Genomic DNA, 17,228 nt, shown 5'->3' with positions numbered 1-17,228 from the left:
AGGGTGAGTAACGGGACTTGAACCTGTTTTTTGAACATACTGTGACCTGCGGCAACGCGAAATAACCGGGCAATTGGGTGCAGTTCGATGACGCTCAATGACACTAACGACCCCTCAAAACCGGGACCTGTTCCCACGGGAACAGGCCGCAATGAAGATCGCGCACGTTGCACGGCGGATGAGTAGCAAACTCCCCTTCCGCGAACGAGGGAACAGCGACGCCCCCGCCGCGTGGCAGGGGCGTCACCGGCCACTCCGGTACTCGCCTGGGGGGCAGAGCGTGGAGCGGCCGCATATGGGGGTAGGTCGATACCCAGGTCAACCAAGATCAAACACTTTAGGCTTGACCCTAAAGACGGGCGATCATGAACGGGCCAGCGTTGACGGGTGCCACACTCGCCTCCGCCCACCGAGCGGGTCCTCACCCGCCGCAGGCAGATCGGCGACCAGATCCGCGCAGCCCGTATCAGTGCGAACCTCACCCAAGAGGGCGTTTCGCTACGAGTTGGTATGGACCTTGCCTCGTACAACCGGATCGAACAGGGGCACAGCAGCGCGCTCCTTGACACGCTGATCCGTATCGCCGACGCGATCGACGTGCCCCTCGCGCACCTCGTGGAGGAGCCCCGGTCGGCGCCGTGACGCCGGCCGGAGCGGTACTCAGCGGCCCGTCGTGTACGGGGTCAGGGTCGCCGGGTCGACCACAATGACGAACGCGTCACCGTACGACCTCTTCGACCAACCCTCGCGCCGCTTCGGTTCCCCGGCCGTGGCTTTCGCGGTCCGGTAGCGGGCCATCACCTCGGCATACCGCGGGTCGATCCACTCGCCCATGGGTGTGTTCTCCATTCTCTGACGGTAGAGCCGACGGGGAACCGGGCGCCATCAGATACTAGTTCGGCCCGGTGTTGCCGCAGTCGCCGGTGCAGGTGCCCTCGGGCGGGGCCGGGGAGTGCTCGCAGCTGGCGGCGACGGGGATGCTGGTGTCGCTCGGGCCGACCCACATCGCGGGCGGTGGCCGTCCCGCCGCTCAGGTGGCTCGGTATCCGTATTCCAGTTCCAGCACGGTGCCCTGGGCTAATGCATCGAGTACGGCGCACGCGCGGCGGGTTCCGTGCTCGGTGAGGTATTCGCCAAGGTTCTCGCGGGAAACATACGCATATTCCGACAACTCATCGCGAGGTAATGTGATCTCGGTGGTGTCGGGAAGGGGCGGCGTGTCGTAAAGCCAGTTGATTCCCTTAGCGTTGTCCCCAGAGGCCGGGACTTCATCCGTTACGAGAAGCCGGCCGGGGTTCAGGCTCAATCCGGTCTCTGCCAGTACCTCGCGCTTCCACGCGCCGCGCAGCTTCTCGGTCTCGCCTACAGAGCCCCCGACCAGGCCCCACGGGCGGGGGTTGCCCTCCCGCACTTGGTAGATCTTTTTTACGAGGAGCAGGTGACCGGCCTGATTGCGCAGTGCGGCGAGGACACCCAGTCGGCATGCAGGCGGGTTGCGAAAGTACTCTTTACTGTGAGACATAATTCGCTTTCTTTGGAGGCTGTGCGGCCTGTTCAGGCCGTACAGGATGGCGGGCGAGAGCGGGTGCGACGCCCTCTTAGTTGTTGCTGTGGTTCCGTTCGGCTGCGTTTGCCTGTGTCGATTCTTGGCGCCCCTGTCGTCGGATGTCCCCGGGGATTTCCTTCAGCAGGGCCGTACGGCTCGCGGCTTCCTGGGTGGGAGCCCCCATTCGTTTTGCATTCGCCTTTACAGAATTCACGGTCGGTTTTGCCTTGCTCATGTGGGTTCTTTCTGTGCGTGTTCTGAAAGGTGGGGGGTCCCGGCCGGTGAAGAAATCCGAAAGCCCGGCCGGGACCTTGTTTCCCCTGCTGCGTGCCAGCAGCAACCCCTTGCCTGGGGCAGCCGGTATACCGACTGGCTGGGGAAGTCCGCGGGCTGCTGGGCTAACAGCAGCCCGCGGGGGTCAACGGGGGTGCGTGGGCCCTCGGGCTACGCCCGTGCCCGAGGGCCCTCGCCCCTGCCCGCCAACGGGGGGTAGCGGACAGGGAGTCGGTGGGGATACACGGCCGCTACGTAGGGCCGGACCAGGGGCCGTTGGGCGTCGGCGAGCATCATGAGCAGTCGCCCCTCGCAGCGTCGGCAGGCGTCAACCGGGATCTCGATGGCCTGGTGGCCGGGGCTGGCGGCGGTGGTGAGGTCGCCGACTGTGACGACGGCGAGGTGGTCGCGCTCGCACATGAGGCATCCGCCGATCGTGGCGATGGCCGTCGGGTCAATTCGGAGCCGGAGTCTCACGATCGGCCCCCGGAGGCGATGGCGATGGCGAGCGCGGCCAGGAGCGAGGCCAGGACGGCGACGTACAGAAGCTGCTGGGTGCGTTCGCTCACCGCGGTCCCTCCTGTACGGGGTGGAGGTGGCGGCCGGGGCCGCCGCGGACGGTGGTGTTCCAGCACGGGCCGCACGCGTACGTGGACCAGCCGGACCCGTTCAGCGATTCGAACCGTTCCATGAGGTGTGCGTCACGGACTGGCGCGCCGCAGTACCGGCACGCCCATACCGGGCCCAGTGCCGCGGCTTGGTCGAGCGGGCCGGCGGTGTACTCGATCGCGGCCCGGAGGTCGCCGGGGTCCGTGAGCGGCGAGGGGGTGAGGGGTGGGCGGAGCCAGGTCATGGTCCTGCGGCATCCGTCCGGCCCGGCGAGCGTGACGTCGTGGCCGGTGGGAAGGACGCGCACTCCCAGGGCTCCGGTCTCCGGCCAGGCCGCGGCGCCGCCCGGGGGGATGAACCACACCATCCCCTGCACGAACGCGTCTTCGAGGACGGCGCCAGAGCGTATACCGAGGATGCCGAGGACGTGGCCGCCCCATACGGAGGGGAGAGTGACGGCGTTCCAGCTGTCCGGGATCGTCACTGTCTCGATCGGCTCGGCGGGCAGCCCCGGTAAGGGAGTCTGAGGCGCGGCCGTCATGACGGGCCCTCCTCGCCGGGGCACGGTTCCGGGTTGACGCAGTCGTGTTCGCCGCCGAAGACGCGGGCGAGCAGGCAGGGCTCACACGGGACGACGACGTTCGGAACGTCGTCCTCGGTGATGGGCGGCCAGTTGAAGACCAGCGGATTCATCGGGCCAACTCCGAGCCGTAGCGCTCCAGCAGCCATTGGCAGTCGACTGCGAGTAGCCGGACCTGGACGTGCGCGCCGAGTACTCCCTCCCCGAGGCCCTCGCCGATCTGGTTCTGGATTCTGTCGAGCCGTGCCGTGAGGCTGTACCAGCTGGTGTCGCCGCGCCACATCTGTGCGGCGTGCGCGCGGCCGGCGGGCAGCAGCGCTTTGATGTGGGCCTGGAGCTGGTCGGCGATACCGGCCAGGTCGGTGCGGGTGCCGACCCCGCGGCCAGCAGCATCGGCTTGGTCGATGGTTGCCTGCACGGCGCTGAGAGTGGGTGTCTGCCGGACCTTCTCGTCAGCGGTCACGACGCGACACCTTCGAGGCGGTTCCGTCCGACTCGGAGCAACTTGGCCACGGCCGCAGCGGAACACAGCTTCCCCGCCTGCTCCACGGGGACGGCCCAGTATGGGGTGGCGGGGGTCGGTTCCGTGCTGTCCGGCCGGGGAATCCCGAGCCAGCCACCTCGGCCGCGGACAACGGCCTCCGCCGACCGCCACGTCTCGCAGGTCCCCGGCGGTACGAGCGCGTAGTACCAGTGGCGCGGGTGGCAGATCACCGGCCCGTCGAGGACCTCGGCGAGGACGCCGGCCACGACGTCCGGGGCGCTGCTCTCGGCCGCCGCGTGGACCAGTGCGAGCGGCATCCGTACCGCGTCGTAGGGGACGCCAGTGCGCAGCATCGCCGGGCGGGCGGCGTGCCACGCCTCGCGGGCGACCGCGGGGTGCGGGCTGGAAGACGTCAGCCACCGGGCGATGCTCTCGGTCTGTGCTTTGGCGTGCACGGCTGCCCCTGTCATCGTGTCGGTTTCGATCCACCAACAGCCTCGGGTGATTTCCTCAAGTCAGGGATGACCGGCGGGGGTTACCGAGGCGGTAATACACTCGTTGCAGCTCCAGGAAGGCGCACTCGCGTGCGTAGGATCGCCCCGGAAGTCGGCCCACATGGACGCCACCACCCCCGGCCCGCTCGCCCCCGAAGTCCTCGACAGAGAAGACCTGCGGGCAGCTCTGATCGAGCACGACTTCGCCGCCGTCTTCACCCTGATCAAAAAATGGGGCGGCCTCTCCCAGAACCGAATCGCGTCGGCCTGCCAGCTCACCCCCGGCAAAGTGAGCACGATCATCAGCGGCAGCCAGCGCGTCACCAGCTTCGAGGTGGTGTGCCGGATCGCCGACGGGCTCCGCATCCCCGGAGCCCTGCTTGGCCTGGCGTCCCGCCCATGGGAAAGCCAGCAGACACAGCAGCAACGCCCGTCAGAGTCACCGGGCGGCCAACCCGACACGACCGATGTCCCGTGGCGGCCCGACGCCACCGTCGGTCTGGCCGCAGACCTGACGAGGAGTGATCTCGTGATGGACCGCCGCGCGATGACGCGCGCCCTGGCCGGAGCGGCGGTGACCGGCGCAGCCCTACTCGACTCCCTCGAAGGATGGCTCCAACCAGCTGCCGCACTCCCTGCGCCGCCCCGCCGCGGCCGTCTGGGAATGCGCGAGATACACGAGCTGGAGACCACTGCCAAGGCGTTCCGCCAGTGGGACCACCAGTACGGCGGCGGCCTCCGGCGTAAGGCCGTGCTTGGCCAGCTCAGCGAGATCGCCAGTGCCCTCGATGAGCACCAGGCCCCGACGATCGAAACCCGTCTGTACCGCATCATGGCGCAGCTCGCCGGGACCGCCGCGACGATGGCCTGGGACTCCGGCCTCCATCGGAGAGCACAGGAGTACTACCGGCTCGCCCTGCGGTCTGCGCACGCGGGCGCAGACAAGGTGTTCGGTGCCAACGTCCTGGCCGGGATGGCCAGACAGATGCTCTATCGCGAACGCCCCGACGACGCGCTCCAGCTCATCCAGCTCGCGCAGGAGGGCGCGCGCGACGTGATCGGGCCACGGGTTCGGGCGATGCTCCACACCCGTGAGGCGTGGGCATACGCGGCCCAAGGACGCACAGCAGGCTTCGAGCGCGCGACCGCGCGAGCCGCCGAAGCACTATCAGCGGCGGTCCCCGGCGAGGAAGAGCCGTACTGGATCGCCTACTTCGACGATGCCGAGCTGGCGGGCGTCACCGGTGGGCGGCTGCTCGATCTCGCCCGGCAGGACCCACGTCAGCATGCCGACCGAGCCGCCGCAGAGATCCGCAGCGCACTCTCGTCGCGCGGGCCCGAGGCTGGCCGCTCGCACGCGCTCGACAGGATCGGCCTCGCCGAGTGCCACTTCCTGGTCGGCGACGTCACGGGCGCTGTGAAGGAGACCCACCGGGCCGTTGCAGCCGCCCGACTCACCCAGTCCGGAAGGGTCCGCGGGCAACTCGGCCAGCTCTACCCATACACGGTGGGCCACGGCGCCTCGCGGACCGTGCGCGAGGCGCGAGATAGTATCCGCGATCTTCTGTCGAGCTGAGGGGTGGACGCGTGACGACGCTGGCTGTGACTGGGCACATGGACCTGTCCGAGGAGAGCGTTCCGCTTGTACGGGCTGCTCTGCGCAAGGTGCTGGAGCCGTATCGTGCGGACCTTGTTGGGGTGTCGTGCATCGCCGCTGGATCGGACAGTCTGTTCGCGGAAGAGGTGACGGCCCTCGGCGGGCGTCTCGTCGTGCTGATTCCCTCCGTGGACTACCGGGCGAAGAAGGTGAAGGGGGATCACGCCCCAGTCTTTGACCACTTGGTGGAAGCGGCTGTTGAGGTGGTGACGTTGCCGAACGAGATGGCGAACAGGGCGGCGTACGAGGAGGCGAACGCGCTTCTTCTGGAGCGCGGCGATCGGCTGGTTGCGGTGTGGGATGGGACGCCTCCCTCTGGGAAGGGCGGCGGCACGGCCGACACGGTGCTGCTGGCCCGTGAAGCGGGGCTGCCGGTGGATGTCGTCTGGCCGCAAGGTGCCGCGCGGCGGGCCTAATCGTGTCAGGGGTGGGCGACCTGCTTAGATCCGGCTGTGGCAATCGAACTGAGTGACGAGTTGATCGAGCTCGAAAGACGGGCGTGGCAGGAACAGCAGCACGGCGCCCTCACCGTAGACACCGCCAGCGCCGTACAGGCCTCCATCACCGCGCACGCCGCAGCGACCGGCCAGAACCGGTACGAGGTGGAGAAGGCCCTCAAGGCGGCCGTACGGCACCCTGAGCCGGACGAGTAGACCTCTGACGAGATGACGCTGCCCCTGCCCCGGCCGAAGCCCAGGACAGGGGCGCCGTGCTGCCTACCCCTGCGTCATCCGGATCAGCGTCAGATTCCGGTTGTTGACCGTGATCGACGGGATCGTTGACGTATGCGTCGGCGTCCACGCGAGGTTGAAGAAGTCCGTCGTTCCGTTACAAAGCGCACCCCCGGACGTCACCAGCTGCGCCGTCCCATCCGCGGCCAAGGTATTGCCGTTGATACCGCTCCTGCTCACGATCGTGGAGTCGTTGAGCAGCAGGACGATCGCAGTGTGGATCGCAGCCACGCCGCCTGCGGGCTTCGGAAACGACGCGGCACCGAACGCCATCCAGAAGCCCGGCTTCTGCGGAATCACCCGGTAGAAGCCCCCCTGCACGATGACCTTGAACGAGTTCTGCTGACTGAAACCGTTGCCCGCGACCGCGCCGCCGACGTTGAAGTCGAAGTACTCGAAGGGCAGACCGCGCAGCGACCCGGAGACGACGTTGGTGTACTTCGCCACGGTCTGCCCGACCGCCTTCACCGAAGGGCGCGCGCTGATCCCGTTGTAGACCGTCTGCACATCCGTATCGACCGCCGACGCCAGATCCTGCATCGCCTGCGGCACATCCGCCGGATCAGTCGGCACCGGATACGGATAGCCCCGGGGAGTAGTGGCCGGCATCCGTCAGCCTCCCGTCCCCGGGCTGGTCTCCTCGCCGTTGTCCGGCGGCGTAGGCGGCTCGGGGTCCGGGGGCGGGGGGTTCTGGGGGTTCGTCGCCGGGGGTGCCGACGCCGGTGGTGGGGTCGGGCTCCGGCGGGGTCTCGGGGTCGGGTCCGGGGCCGGGCTCTTCGGGGCCCGGGGTCCAGGCGTCTTCGGGGATGGTTGTCACGGGAGTCCTCCAATGATCGAAATGCGGGTGGCGGTCAAATTGCGGGCACCGACCGATTTGGCCGTGGTGTGGTCGTGGAAGAACGAGACGCTCAAGGTCTCGCCGGCGGCGGCGACGTAGTAGATGGCGGACAGGTCAGGGCGCGTGGGCCCGGTCTGAGACATGCGCAGGGACTGCGCGACTGGTGTCGGCCCGAAGGCGCCGCTCGTGACCATCTGGGTGTACGTGCCGACCTCAGTCGCGGTGCCGCTGACAGCGACTTCCAGACGGGTGCTGAGGAGGTATATGCCGGTCACGGTGAAAGTGAGGAAGGTGGGCGTGGCGGGGTTCCACATGCCTGCGTTGTCGTACGGCGCTGACTGCCATGTGAGGGTGGTCGTGGTCGATCCCGGTACCGAGATCGGCGCGGACTGAGCTGTGAGCCGGCAGGTCGGCTCGTCCAGAGCCGCCAGCCGCGCCGCGTCGAGGACACCGACATCGTTGTTGACCGCGGTCGCCAGGGCCTGAAGGTCCCCAGGCGGATTCTGCGGATCGGTGTACAGCGGGTAGGGATAGCCGCGGGACGTGGTCTGCGGCATCAGGTCCTCCTTGCGACGGCCAGGTCCCAGTTCAGGGACGCGTCGGCGCTGGTCGTGGAGCGGAGCCCGATCCGCATGTAGCCGGTCACTGGAGCCGTTACCGAGCCGGACAGTGTGGAGAACGGTGGCGCGGCCGGCACGTCGGCCTGGGAGGCGATGACTGTGTCTGCGGACGAGGTGGTCGGGTACAGGTCCGTCGGGGTGGCGAACCACAGCGCCACCAGGTCGGCGTCGGCGGTCTCCGGGGCGTCGGCGACGTAGCTGCCCCACACGTACACGGACACCGCGAATGCGTCGCCCGTCGTGACGGGTATGGGGTCGGAATACAGCAGTGCCACCGCGGCAGCGCCGTCGGTGGCGGCGTTGACGTAGAAGCCACCGTCGGGCGCGCTGTCCACGGGCCCGACGAGAGTGATGGACGAGGTCCCGGACACGTCGTACGCCGTCCAGGTGATGATCTCGGACGGGTTGTCCTCGAAGCTCGCGTTGAGAACCTCGTTCGAGCCGACGCCGGCCAGCGCGCCGAGGACGCACCATGACGCGTCCTGCCGGAGCAGCAGCACGAGGTCGCCCTCCTTCGCCGTGTAGCCGATGAGGTAGCTCGCGGTGATGGTGGTGCCGCCGACGTTGACGCGGAGCGTGTTGTCGGAGACGCCGGTGATGCTGCCGGTGCGGGCTTGTGCGTACGGGCCGTTCTGCGCGGCCACGAGCATGGGTGTCTGGTTGGTCATCCGGCCACGATCCTGACGAGCTCCATGCGGGAGCCGAACGTGATCGACGTGCCGGGGGCGGCGTGGCGGATCTGGTTGGTGAGGAAGTCGCCCTGGTCCAGGTGCAGGGAGTAGAAGAACTGCTGCGCCTGCGCCGCGATGCCGGTCGTGTTGCGCGAGTAGCCCTGCCAGTTCCCGCGCGGTGCCCCGTTGAGGGTGAGGCGGGAGCGGAGATGGAGCTGGAGGGTGGATGTGGCGAACACGTAGCCCATGACGAGGTACCAGCCGGAGCGCTGGATAGCGAAGCCGCCGCGCGCCGGGTCCCACAGTCCGACTCGGTTGTTCCACGAGAAGCCGGTGTACGTCACGTTGAAGTCGGACTCGGTAGTCGTGATTCCGTTGGCGAAAATCTTGGCGCAGTCGGGGTACGCCATCTCATCGGAGATCCGGTCCCGGAGCGTCTGCACGTCCGCCGTGACAGCGTCCGCGAGCTGCTTGATCTGGATCGCGTCCGAGGCGTCCTTCTGCACCGGCGGCACGCACTCCGGGTACGGATAGCCGCGGTTGACGGTCTGCTTCATACGGTCTCTCCTCTCAGGTCAGCGTGTCGGGCGGCACGGGGCCGCGGCCGGACAGGGATTGCGCGGTGGTGGTGTCGAGCGGGTAGGTGATGCGGTCGAGGATCTGGTCGCCCATGAGGCGGCCGGTGGTGCCGGTGCCGGAAACGATGTACCGGAGGGCGTCGCCGGGTTCGAGGGAGTAGTCCGGTACGCAGGAGACGTCCCACTGCTCGGTGAGGCCGATGGATGCGCCGAGCTGCGCGAGCGACAAGGTCTTGGCCTCGGCCTGGGTGAGGGGCGTCTGCACGTTGATGACCTGGGCGACGCGGCCGAAGCGGTCGCCGTACCGGGTAGGTGAGCCGCTGGCCGTATTGCGGGAGGTGGAGCGCACCGGGTTGGTGCCGTCGGTCCGTTCGGACACCACGGTCACGCTGTTGGCGACGCCGTCCCGGGACCGGCTGATCCGGGCCGCGCTGATCGTCCCTCCCGGCCCGTCGGTGAGGGTGATGGACGGGTTGCGGATCACGTACGGCAGCCGCTGGACGGTGAAGGATCCGTCGCCGAGCGCGTACCAGCGGGCGCCGAGCGCCTGCGCGAGGTTGTCGAGGGCGCTCCCTCGGTCCTTGTCCCAGTTCAGCTCAGGCACGGGCGCATCCACGGCGTCGCCCGCGGTGAAGGTGGCGCTCGGGAGCGCATCGCGGATGAGCGCCCGGATCTCCCCAAGCACAGAAGTTCGGTTGCGGACGGTCCAGATCTGTTCGAGCTGGCAGCCGATCACGTCCGCGGCGAAGTCATCGCACTGCACGGTGACCTCACCGGCCTCGGTCCGCGTCACGTCGTACACCCGGCCGGTGAAGACCTCGAAGACCTCCTCCGTGCCGTCCCCGTACCGCAGCCCGGCGCTGATCCGGATCACGGCCGCTTCCGGGGCGAACGGGTCCGACGGCGTCCGCGGGTACCAATCGTCCGTGACGGTCAGCGTCGCCGTCCGCGTCACCCGGTTCGTCATCGACGCCGCCACGGACCCTTTGGAGACCGGGATGTCCCGCAGCAGCGGCGCCCCCAGCGAATCCACGGTGAGAGGCACACCGGCGATGTCCGTCGAGGTGACGTGGAAGGCGACCTGATGCGGCCGGGCGAGAGCCTGCCTGTAGAGGTCCGAAGTCGGTCGCATCAGGCGATACCGGCCCACGTGCAGTTCGCGGACGGGGTGATGCCGGTCATGGTGATCGTGGCGGGCAGCGACGTCTGGGCGGCCGGGCCGTTCGCGAATCGGGCTGCCGACGCCACGAGGTTGAAGTTGCCGACCGTGGACGCCGACGAGGACGACTGCCCGAGCGCCGGCGGCGTGCCAGCGTTCGCGAGGACCGCAACGTAGTAGCGGCCCGGGACCGCCGCGTACGGCGCGGTGAGCGTGATCACCTTGGCGCCGCTGGTGGAGAAATCGCCGGTGCAGTCCGCGGACTGAGCGAGCCGGGTGCCGCTCGCGGAGTAGAGGCCCACGAAATTCTGCCCGACGGCACCGCCGGTCGCGGCGGTGTTCACGTGGAGCGCGAGGGACGTGATGCTCACGGACTGCGTCACGTAGGGCAGTTTGATCAGGCGGATCGTTCCGGATGCCGGTGTGGCCGAGGTGCTGACCTGCGCTACGTCGTACGTCCAGGCGAGCAGGCCGTGGTCGTTGGCGTCGAAACCCCCGTGTGCGAGAGCCGCGAGCGCGAAATTGAGGGGACTGCCCCATGAGGGGGTGCCGACAATAGGCAGGGTGATCATGGTCTAGCCTCCGTAGATTCCATCGCCGTACAGCCCGTCGCCGTAGCCGTCCGTACTGGTCCCGCACACGAGCGTTCCGGCCGCGAGATCCTGGTAGGTGCCGCCCGCCGCCGCCAGATCGGCGAAGGTCGGGAAGACTTCCTCCACCGCGCACCAGTTCGCGCACGCCGAGCCCTGCTTCGGCCCCACCGGCGCATCCACCACCGTGTACGGCACCGTCCACATCCGGTGCGGGCGCCGCTGGTCGGCGTACAGGTACGACTCCCGCAGCCTCCCGGGCTGGATGTACACATCCGGCTGCCCGTACGACGGCGGGAGCTGGAGCATGAGCGGGCCGCCGGCCGTGAAGAGGTCGTAGACCTCATCCTTCGCGTCCAGCGTCCGGGTCATAAACGAGATCGTTCCGCCGTGGCTCTTGCGGCGGGACCAGACCACGGCCGGGGTCTCCGACCCGGTCACGGGGAACAGGCCGGCGTCCTCATCGCGGTCGCGGTCCCCGAAGCCGACCCAGACCCTCTTGGGGGTGGGGGTGCTGCATGTGTCGCTGTGGCCCTCGATGCCTCCTGAGCAGAAGTCGAAAGCCCGGTCTGCCCACGGGCGGAGCGGGTCCTTCACCCACACCGCGCCTTCCTGCGGGAGCTGCGCGGGTCCCGCAAAGAGCTCCTGCCCGGTTCCGGGATGGCCGATGGCCCGGTACCAGACAGGTGTGCCGATCGGCGCTCCGGTGTCGTAGAACACGGCGCGTTGTCCGAGGAGCGGCACGGTCTGGAGGAACGTCCACGGGCCCGCCGCGGACACGGCGGAGCGGTAGATGTCTCCGGTGGTCTGGGTGCCTGCGGTGCCGGTCCAGGTGACCGACAGGACGACGTATGGATCGGTCATCAGAAGCGGACCCCCTGCGCGGCGACGCGGTCACGCGTCTGGTTCGAGCGGTCGATGCGCACGTCGACGTACCGGTCGACGGCCTCGTTGCCGATGGTTACGAACACCGGTGGCGGCGTGTAGGCCACCTGCGGGCGCACCACGCGGCCCGAGTCGGCCGGTGGGGGCAGCATGCCGGGGAGCGCCACGGTGACGTCGTCAAGCTGCCGCTTCAGTTCGGGGATGGAGTCGCTGATGCCCTTCATGAAGCCGTCCATGATCGAGCGGCCTGCGGGGATCAGGATCCGCTTGTCGAGGTCCTCGGGGCCCTTCCAGTCGGGGAGGCGGCTGGTGATGCTGCCGAGGGTGCTGATGAGGGATCCGATCATCGACTGGATACCGCTGATGAGCCCTGAAATGAGGGATCTTCCGGCCGCGAACAGAACTCCGCTCATATTCCCTACCGCAGCGCGGACTTGCACCGGGAGCGCGCGCACGCGTGAAATAACGTTATTAATTCCTTGGACGATTCCTTGTGCGAGACGCTGACCGGCTTGCGCTGCTTGGCCTGCGATGGTGGAGGCGATCGACACCATGATGGTGGTGATCTGAGATTTCAGATTGCTGAAATTCTGTACTGCCGTGCTCACCATCTTGTTCACCATGACGGTTGCGCCGTTCAGTGCTCCTTGGAAATCACCGTTGAGGATATCGGCGACGATTCGGATCGCAGGGATGACGACGGTGCGCAGGACGTCGGAGACGAAACGGAGGGCGCCCCCGAGGAGGCCGGTCAGGATCCCGGCGAGGTCCGCGACCACAGGCATCACGCCGCCGAGAATCGCTACCTGGAACTCCAGGAACTTGGCGATCAACGGGGCAAGCTCGATAAGGAGTTCCGCAAGCGCAGTGCTGATTTCCAGCAAGGACGGGGCGAGATCGACCAGTACCTGTGTGAGTACTGGCACGATCTCCTCTGCCATGCGAACGAATTGGGGAAGCAGCTCCTCAAGAATTGGGCCGATGGCCGCCAGTATCGGAACCAATTGGGCTGCGATGTTCTCTGCGAGCTGCGCGATAAACGGGGCCAATACCGCGATGGAGTCCCCGAGGGACTGGAAGAGCGGAACCAGTGCGGGGAGCAGGGCAACGATCAGATCACCAGCCAGCGTGATCAACGGGGACACGGCAACGATCAGTTCCCCGAACGCCTCCGCGAGGGCCAGCAGCACGGGCCCCAGTTCGGTGAGGATCCGGCCAAGCTGCTGCCCGAGCAACTCGATGATCTGCTTCACAGGCGGGGCCAGTGTGGTGATGATCGGCCCGAGGATCGCGAATGCCTGCGCGAGGAGCGGGCCGACCGTCCGAGCCAGCGTGCTCATCACGTCGGACAGCGCGCCGAGGGCATCCTGAAAGCCCTGGGTGGCCGTGATGTCGGCCAGCGTCCCCGTGATGGTTTCCAGGACCGTGAAGAGACCCTCGCCGTCCTGCGCGACCGCGCCCATAACGTTGCCGAGGATCTGGAAGACGTCTGCGGCGATGCGGCCTAGCTGGACGACCAGATCGACCGCTGTGCTGATCGCTTCCTCCAGCGCCCCGGACGCGAACGCCTTGGAGAGAGACGCAGCAATCTTGTCCGCGAGCCCGGCAGCCGCCGTGGTGATCCGCTCGAAGGATGGCCCGGCCGCGGCCGCGAGCTGGCCGAACGCGGTCACGGCCTGCCCCGGAAGCCGCTCCAGATCCGCTAGGCCCGCGTTCGCGCTCTTCAGCGCCGTGCCCAGGATCCCCGACGTGCCGAGAGTCACGGCAGCGTCCGAAGCCCCGATCGCCATCCGGTTCAGGGACACCGCGCTCGCGTTCAGCGACCTCTGGACGTCCGGAAGGACGGCCCGGGACAGGTCCCTCAGAGAGTCGTCGAAGTCCTGGAAGAAGCGGTCCTGAACACCCTGCTGGAGCGACCGGAGTTCCTTCTGCATCGCCTGAAGCTCGATGACGAACGCCTTTGCCTCTGGGGCCAGCTTCTCCATCGCCTTCGCGAGGTCCTCCGGCGTGGCCTCCGGATCAAAAGCGGTCTCGATCGCATCCGACACACCGACCATGGCCAAACGTCACCGCGCCAGAAGCCGACTGGAGGGCCAGCAGCCCCGTCGTAGCCACCGCCGAGGCCGGCAGGATGTTCTGAACCGCCGTGACCACGCCCGCCAGCAGCGGCGCCGCTGTGCCGGCCGTCGCGCCCACCGTGCCGAGCGTCCTGCCAAGTCCTCCCAGCGCGCCGGCGGTCGACAGAACAGAGCGGGACAGCCGGTTGGTGGAGTCGTCAACTCTCCGCAGGGAGTCGTCATCGACGTGTACACCGATACGGATATCCGGCGCCGTGGCCTGGGCCGTTGCGGCAACACGCTGGAGCTGGCCCCGTACCGTGCGCAGGGTCTCGGGGCCGTCCAGAACTTCCTGGAGCGTCACCGGGTCGACCACAGCGCCGGTGGTCGCGGCGGCGGTCACCCTGTTCAGGTCCCCGCGGAGCCGCCGGAGCGTCCGTTGCTGGTCCAGGACCGCGTCGAGATCGATATCGGCGGCGCCTGCCGCAGCGGCGGCGACGGCTTGGTCGAGATCTCGGTTCAGGCTGTCGATGCTCTGTGTCAGGTCCAGTGCGGCCTGGACGTCGACGTCAGGTGCGCCGTTTTCGGCGATGGTGATGATGCGCGAGAGGTCGCGCTCCAGCTCGGGGAGTGCTCTGGTCGCGTTGATGATGAGATCAACTTCGGCCTGTGACGCCATGATTCACCTCCTCTCAGCTCATGCCGGGCAGGTTGCGGGCGGCCTCGGCCATCGCGGCGAAGTCCTGGTCGTCGTCCCACTCGTCCTCGAAGCCGGGTGGCGGCGCGGCCAGTTGGGCGTCGAACTTGAAGACCTCTTCCGGCTTGGCGTTGCGGGTCAGCAGGGTGTAGACCGCCGCGCACCATTCGCCGAGCGTCCGTACGGCCGGGTCCACGCCGGCGAGCACCAGGTGTCCGAGCGTGGCCGTGTCCGTGCTGAGGACGCCGAGGCGGTACGTCTCCCACCACGGCCGGCCGCCGACCGCGGTGAGCGCGTCGTACGAGCCCTGCACCGCGGTCTCCAGCGGCAGGGCCCCGGCCGCGAGCTGGCCGATCAGCCAGGACCGGGACGGCTCGTCGGAAACCCGCATGAGGGCGAGGGAGGGGCGTGAGTCGGCGAGCGCAGTGAGCCACGCGGCTGCGGGGCGGTACGGGATCGTGACGGGGTGCCCCGCCACGGTGATGGTGGCGGGGCTGCGGGAGATGGCGGCGTAGGGGTCAGTCACCGGTCTTGCCGGACAGCTGGGTGAGGACGCTGGTCATCTCGGAGAACTCCACAACGCCGGTGAGGAGCTGGTCGTTCATCCACTTCCAGTTGGCCTCGCCGACGGCCGAGCGGATCACCGTGCGGACGGCGGCGAAGAGCGCGTCGGTGCCGTCGTCCTTGGACATCTGGATGGCGACGAGCTGTCCTTCGGTGACGCGCTTCCCGCGCAGGGTCTTCCCGGCGAAGGAGAAGTTGAGAGGGAGTTCGACCCGCTCGGGCTGCGGGGTGGGGGTGTCGCTCGTGAGTTCCTGTGTGGCGATGTCCAGCGTGTTCATGGTGTGTCATCCCTGTCTGAAGCTGTATCCGCGTGCTGCGGCTGTCTCTCGAAGCGCCTGGTCCAAGAAGGGCTTGGCGCGGGTGCCGGGGTGGTGGACGACCTTCGCGAAGACGACCCGGCCGCCGATCACGAAGCGGAGGGCCTGCGCGCGGCGCGGCCGGATGATGTGCGGCGCCGTGCCGTCATTGACCATCGGCGCGTACTCCACGTCGGAGCCGACCGTCACCATCGGACGGAGCGTGTACGTACGGCGGAACTCCTGCCGCAGCGAAGCCCGGAGGCGGCCGGTATCAACGGGAGCCAGGATCCGTGCCCTGTTCAGCAGCTGCCTGCCCGCCGCCTCCAGCTCCCGCCGGTTGGCCCCGCGGATCGTCCTGTTCAGCGCCGCCCGATCCAGCCGGATCCGTGCCATCGCTGCCCACCTCCTTCACGAGCCCTGCGTTGATCCAGCCCTGCACCCGGCCGTCCAGCTCGACCGTCCCGGTGTCCCCGGCGACCATGCCGTTGAAGGACGTGAGGACCTCGATCCGTACGCGCGTCGGTTTCTTCCGTGTCATGTCTCAGCACTCCGAGCAGTCGAGGGTCACGACGACGGACTGTGTGGACCACAGCGCGCCGCCCTCCGGGCCGTGTGGCACCCACGCTCCCGGCGCGGCAGCAGCGACGGGGAAGTTGTCGGTCACGACCGGCGTGAAGCAGCACAAAGCTCGCCGCATGGCCGCCGCGTCCGCATCCATCAGCAGCGCCGCCGCCGTCCACTCATCGCACGTCGGCCCCGCGGCGACCGTTCCGTACGGCAGGCAGCGGACCGCAGCCATCTCCAGCTCGATCTGCCACGCCGACGCAGAGCAGTTCGGCTCCGTGTCGGCGCCCCCGGGGATCAGGACCTGCGCCGGGCTGATCCCGACGATCCGCACCCACGCCAGGCCACACGCCTCGTTCTCCGCAGTCCCCGCAGAGATGGGGATCGTCTCGCCCGCGCGCAGGCACACCTTGTCCGCGGGGATCGGCGCGGGGCCAGCGTCCAGCTCGGCGTGGAAGCAGGTGAGGAGCTGCTGCGCGAGGTCTCCGGGGAAGCTCATGCCATCCACCTCGTGGCCGGGACGTCCGGGGAGTGGACGCGGCTTCGCTGCCGCTTTCCGGACGGGTTGACAGAGCGGATCCACAGGTCGACGTTCGCGATGCCCGTCATTCCCTCGGAGAGCACGGCCTGTGGGTCCACCACCTGCACGTTGATGCCCTGCCGGGACAGGGACTGGAGCTGCTGCGGCAGCGCGCACGAGGCATCGCCCGCGCACGCCTTCGCGAACTCGCACGCCAACTCGCCGGCCGCGATCTGGCCGGCGGCAGGGAGAGGAAGGCCACGCCGGTAGGTGACCGCGAACGCCCCTTCGGCGGTGACCGGCAGGCCTATGTCCTGGCACTGGGGCCAGCACTCGCCATCCGTACGGACCAGCAGATACCCGCTGTCGACCCGGTAGGCGGTCGGATCAAGAATCAGCCCGTCGACACGGACCTCGGTGACCTCGTCCACCGGACCGGGCAACGGCACCTCGCAGCGGGCGCGGCAGGTACAGGACCCCGAGCACGAGCAGTTCCGCCATGCGCCGGCGCCGTCGATGTAGGGCAGCACCCACGGCATGCCAGCGCCGCGGTTGTAGCCGTCGCGGGTGACGGGGAATGTCATGTAGCCGCCCCAGTCGGCGCATTTGGGGCCGCAGGGGCGGACGGTGACGGGGCACTGGCTGAACTGATGGCCGGTGAGCGAGTCGAGGATGCCCATGGCCCACGCCGTGGCGGCAGCCCGGACCGCCGGGTCGTAGCCGTCCCAGGCGGGGCAGCACGACGTGTCCAACGTCCAGTCGCATGCGGTCATGGCGCTCCTCGCGCTGGGCCCAGGGCCGCCGCCGGGGGT

Annotated in this window: 24 protein-coding genes; 4 read left to right on the top strand and 20 right to left on the bottom strand. The window is 68.4% G+C overall.

Translation table 11 applies throughout. From position 1 onward, the window contains the following. Positions 1-387 precede the first annotated feature (387 nt). Positions 388-642, top strand: coding sequence for a helix-turn-helix transcriptional regulator (locus CU044_RS18725; protein WP_129769882.1), 255 nt, complete (start codon positions 388-390; stop codon positions 640-642). Between the two features lie 18 nt (positions 643-660). Here the strand turns inward: CU044_RS18725 and CU044_RS18720 are convergent, their stop codons facing one another. The 6 genes from CU044_RS18720 to CU044_RS18700 form a co-directional block, all read right to left on the bottom strand. Next, positions 661-849: a hypothetical protein gene (locus CU044_RS18720; protein WP_129769881.1), complete on the bottom strand. Its 189-nt coding sequence runs from the start codon at positions 847-849 to the stop codon at positions 661-663. Between the two features lie 181 nt (positions 850-1,030). After that, positions 1,031-1,522: an NUDIX hydrolase gene (locus CU044_RS18715; protein ID WP_129769880.1), complete on the bottom strand. Its 492-nt coding sequence runs from the start codon at positions 1,520-1,522 to the stop codon at positions 1,031-1,033. Positions 1,523-2,384: 862 nt separating this feature from the next. Next, positions 2,385-2,969: a hypothetical protein gene (locus tag CU044_RS18710; RefSeq protein WP_129769879.1), complete on the bottom strand. Its 585-nt coding sequence runs from the start codon at positions 2,967-2,969 to the stop codon at positions 2,385-2,387. Beyond that, a complete protein-coding gene (locus tag CU044_RS38655; RefSeq protein ID WP_165371934.1) occupies positions 2,966-3,121 on the bottom strand; it encodes a hypothetical protein in 156 nt (51 codons plus the stop codon). Before CU044_RS38655 ends, CU044_RS18710 begins: the two co-directional genes overlap by 4 nt. Then, positions 3,118-3,471, bottom strand: coding sequence for a DUF6415 family natural product biosynthesis protein (locus CU044_RS18705; RefSeq protein ID WP_129769878.1), 354 nt, complete (start codon positions 3,469-3,471; stop codon positions 3,118-3,120). Before CU044_RS18705 ends, CU044_RS38655 begins: the two co-directional genes overlap by 4 nt. Beyond that, positions 3,468-3,962 (bottom strand): hypothetical protein, encoded by a 495-nt coding sequence (locus tag CU044_RS18700; protein ID WP_129769877.1) that lies wholly within the window; start codon positions 3,960-3,962, stop codon positions 3,468-3,470. Before CU044_RS18700 ends, CU044_RS18705 begins: the two co-directional genes overlap by 4 nt. A 145-nt stretch (positions 3,963-4,107) precedes the next feature. Between CU044_RS18700 and CU044_RS18695 the strand changes: the two genes are divergently transcribed. From CU044_RS18695 to CU044_RS18685, 3 genes are read left to right on the top strand one after another with little or no spacing between them, the layout of a single operon-like run. After that, positions 4,108-5,562 carry a helix-turn-helix domain-containing protein gene (locus CU044_RS18695; protein WP_129769876.1) on the top strand — a complete coding sequence of 485 codons (1,455 nt, stop codon included), beginning with the start codon at positions 4,108-4,110 and terminating at the stop codon, positions 5,560-5,562. An 11-nt stretch (positions 5,563-5,573) separates the two neighbouring features. Next, on the top strand, positions 5,574-6,059 hold the full coding sequence (locus CU044_RS18690; RefSeq protein WP_129769875.1) for a hypothetical protein: 486 nt from the start codon (positions 5,574-5,576) through the stop codon (positions 6,057-6,059). A gap of 36 nt (positions 6,060-6,095) precedes the next feature. Beyond that, positions 6,096-6,296: a hypothetical protein gene (locus CU044_RS18685; protein ID WP_129769874.1), complete on the top strand. Its 201-nt coding sequence runs from the start codon at positions 6,096-6,098 to the stop codon at positions 6,294-6,296. Between the two features lie 63 nt (positions 6,297-6,359). On the opposite strand, the gene CU044_RS18680 is transcribed toward CU044_RS18685, so the two are convergent. From CU044_RS18680 to CU044_RS18620, 14 genes are all read right to left on the bottom strand, one after another. Next, a complete protein-coding gene (locus tag CU044_RS18680) occupies positions 6,360-6,983 on the bottom strand; it encodes a hypothetical protein (protein WP_129769873.1) in 624 nt (207 codons plus the stop codon). A 204-nt stretch (positions 6,984-7,187) separates the two neighbouring features. Continuing rightward, positions 7,188-7,769: a hypothetical protein gene (locus tag CU044_RS18675; protein WP_129769872.1), complete on the bottom strand. Its 582-nt coding sequence runs from the start codon at positions 7,767-7,769 to the stop codon at positions 7,188-7,190. Next, the gene (locus CU044_RS18670) at positions 7,769-8,500 is read right to left on the bottom strand and encodes a hypothetical protein (protein ID WP_129769871.1); all 732 of its coding nucleotides are present in this window, start codon (positions 8,498-8,500) and stop codon (positions 7,769-7,771) included. The genes CU044_RS18675 and CU044_RS18670 overlap by 1 nt, the downstream gene beginning before the upstream one ends. Continuing rightward, positions 8,497-9,060 (bottom strand): hypothetical protein, encoded by a 564-nt coding sequence (locus CU044_RS18665; protein ID WP_129769870.1) that lies wholly within the window; start codon positions 9,058-9,060, stop codon positions 8,497-8,499. The genes CU044_RS18670 and CU044_RS18665 overlap by 4 nt, the downstream gene beginning before the upstream one ends. Before the next feature lie 13 nt (positions 9,061-9,073). After that, positions 9,074-10,213: a DUF5047 domain-containing protein gene (locus tag CU044_RS38650; RefSeq protein ID WP_165371933.1), complete on the bottom strand. Its 1,140-nt coding sequence runs from the start codon at positions 10,211-10,213 to the stop codon at positions 9,074-9,076. Then, complete coding sequence (locus CU044_RS38645) at positions 10,213-10,812, bottom strand: hypothetical protein (protein WP_165371932.1); 600 nt, start codon at positions 10,810-10,812, stop codon at positions 10,213-10,215. Before CU044_RS38645 ends, CU044_RS38650 begins: the two co-directional genes overlap by 1 nt. Positions 10,813-10,815: 3 nt before the next feature. After that, positions 10,816-11,694 (bottom strand): hypothetical protein, encoded by an 879-nt coding sequence (locus tag CU044_RS18655; protein WP_129769868.1) that lies wholly within the window; start codon positions 11,692-11,694, stop codon positions 10,816-10,818. Further along, positions 11,694-13,772: a hypothetical protein gene (locus CU044_RS18650; RefSeq protein ID WP_129769867.1), complete on the bottom strand. Its 2,079-nt coding sequence runs from the start codon at positions 13,770-13,772 to the stop codon at positions 11,694-11,696. Before CU044_RS18650 ends, CU044_RS18655 begins: the two co-directional genes overlap by 1 nt. Next, a complete protein-coding gene (locus CU044_RS18645) occupies positions 13,735-14,451 on the bottom strand; it encodes a hypothetical protein (RefSeq protein WP_129769866.1) in 717 nt (238 codons plus the stop codon). The genes CU044_RS18650 and CU044_RS18645 overlap by 38 nt, the downstream gene beginning before the upstream one ends. Before the next feature lie 13 nt (positions 14,452-14,464). Beyond that, the gene (locus tag CU044_RS18640) at positions 14,465-14,995 is read right to left on the bottom strand and encodes a hypothetical protein (RefSeq protein WP_129769865.1); all 531 of its coding nucleotides are present in this window, start codon (positions 14,993-14,995) and stop codon (positions 14,465-14,467) included. Further along, the gene (locus tag CU044_RS18635) at positions 14,988-15,311 is read right to left on the bottom strand and encodes a hypothetical protein (protein WP_129769864.1); all 324 of its coding nucleotides are present in this window, start codon (positions 15,309-15,311) and stop codon (positions 14,988-14,990) included. Before CU044_RS18635 ends, CU044_RS18640 begins: the two co-directional genes overlap by 8 nt. Positions 15,312-15,317: 6 nt before the next feature. Further along, entirely contained in the window at positions 15,318-15,725 is a 408-nt protein-coding gene (locus CU044_RS18630) for an HK97 gp10 family phage protein (RefSeq protein WP_129769863.1), read from the bottom strand. Positions 15,726-15,873: 148 nt separating this feature from the next. Beyond that, positions 15,874-16,395: a hypothetical protein gene (locus tag CU044_RS18625; RefSeq protein ID WP_129769862.1), complete on the bottom strand. Its 522-nt coding sequence runs from the start codon at positions 16,393-16,395 to the stop codon at positions 15,874-15,876. Further along, positions 16,392-17,189, bottom strand: a complete 798-nt coding sequence (locus tag CU044_RS18620) for a hypothetical protein (protein ID WP_129769861.1) — start codon at positions 17,187-17,189, stop codon at positions 16,392-16,394. Before CU044_RS18620 ends, CU044_RS18625 begins: the two co-directional genes overlap by 4 nt. Between the last annotated feature and the right edge of the window lie 39 nt (positions 17,190-17,228).

This window comes from Streptomyces sp. L-9-10, from assembly GCF_004151105.1.
GTDB lineage: Bacteria > Actinomycetota > Actinomycetes > Streptomycetales > Streptomycetaceae > Streptomyces.
The sequence above is the reverse complement of the archived record's forward strand: the minus strand, read 5'-3'. Positions and strand labels throughout refer to the sequence as shown.

Excerpts from the sequence above, each read along its gene's own strand:
- CU044_RS18720 (WP_129769881.1), bottom strand. The coding sequence starts at position 849 with ATGGAGAACACACCCATGGGCGAGTGGATCGACCCGCGGTATGCCGAG.
- CU044_RS18715 (WP_129769880.1), bottom strand. The coding sequence starts at position 1,522 with ATGTCTCACAGTAAAGAGTACTTTCGCAACCCGCCTGCATGCCGACTG.
- CU044_RS18710 (WP_129769879.1), bottom strand. The coding sequence starts at position 2,969 with ATGACGGCCGCGCCTCAGACTCCCTTACCGGGGCTGCCCGCCGAGCCG.
- CU044_RS38655 (WP_165371934.1), bottom strand. The coding sequence starts at position 3,121 with ATGAATCCGCTGGTCTTCAACTGGCCGCCCATCACCGAGGACGACGTT.
- CU044_RS18700 (WP_129769877.1), bottom strand. The coding sequence starts at position 3,962 with ATGACAGGGGCAGCCGTGCACGCCAAAGCACAGACCGAGAGCATCGCC.
- CU044_RS18695 (WP_129769876.1), top strand. The coding sequence starts at position 4,108 with ATGGACGCCACCACCCCCGGCCCGCTCGCCCCCGAAGTCCTCGACAGA.
- CU044_RS18680 (WP_129769873.1), bottom strand. The coding sequence starts at position 6,983 with ATGCCGGCCACTACTCCCCGGGGCTATCCGTATCCGGTGCCGACTGAT.
- CU044_RS18675 (WP_129769872.1), bottom strand. The coding sequence starts at position 7,769 with ATGCCGCAGACCACGTCCCGCGGCTATCCCTACCCGCTGTACACCGAT.
- CU044_RS18670 (WP_129769871.1), bottom strand. The coding sequence starts at position 8,500 with ATGACCAACCAGACACCCATGCTCGTGGCCGCGCAGAACGGCCCGTAC.
- CU044_RS18665 (WP_129769870.1), bottom strand. The coding sequence starts at position 9,060 with ATGAAGCAGACCGTCAACCGCGGCTATCCGTACCCGGAGTGCGTGCCG.
- CU044_RS38650 (WP_165371933.1), bottom strand. The coding sequence starts at position 10,213 with ATGCGACCGACTTCGGACCTCTACAGGCAGGCTCTCGCCCGGCCGCAT.
- CU044_RS38645 (WP_165371932.1), bottom strand. The coding sequence starts at position 10,812 with ATGATCACCCTGCCTATTGTCGGCACCCCCTCATGGGGCAGTCCCCTC.
- CU044_RS18655 (WP_129769868.1), bottom strand. The coding sequence starts at position 11,694 with ATGACCGATCCATACGTCGTCCTGTCGGTCACCTGGACCGGCACCGCA.
- CU044_RS18650 (WP_129769867.1), bottom strand. The coding sequence starts at position 13,772 with ATGGTCGGTGTGTCGGATGCGATCGAGACCGCTTTTGATCCGGAGGCC.
- CU044_RS18645 (WP_129769866.1), bottom strand. The coding sequence starts at position 14,451 with ATGGCGTCACAGGCCGAAGTTGATCTCATCATCAACGCGACCAGAGCA.
- CU044_RS18635 (WP_129769864.1), bottom strand. The coding sequence starts at position 15,311 with ATGAACACGCTGGACATCGCCACACAGGAACTCACGAGCGACACCCCC.
- CU044_RS18630 (WP_129769863.1), bottom strand. The coding sequence starts at position 15,725 with ATGGCACGGATCCGGCTGGATCGGGCGGCGCTGAACAGGACGATCCGC.
- CU044_RS18625 (WP_129769862.1), bottom strand. The coding sequence starts at position 16,395 with ATGAGCTTCCCCGGAGACCTCGCGCAGCAGCTCCTCACCTGCTTCCAC.
- CU044_RS18620 (WP_129769861.1), bottom strand. The coding sequence starts at position 17,189 with ATGACCGCATGCGACTGGACGTTGGACACGTCGTGCTGCCCCGCCTGG.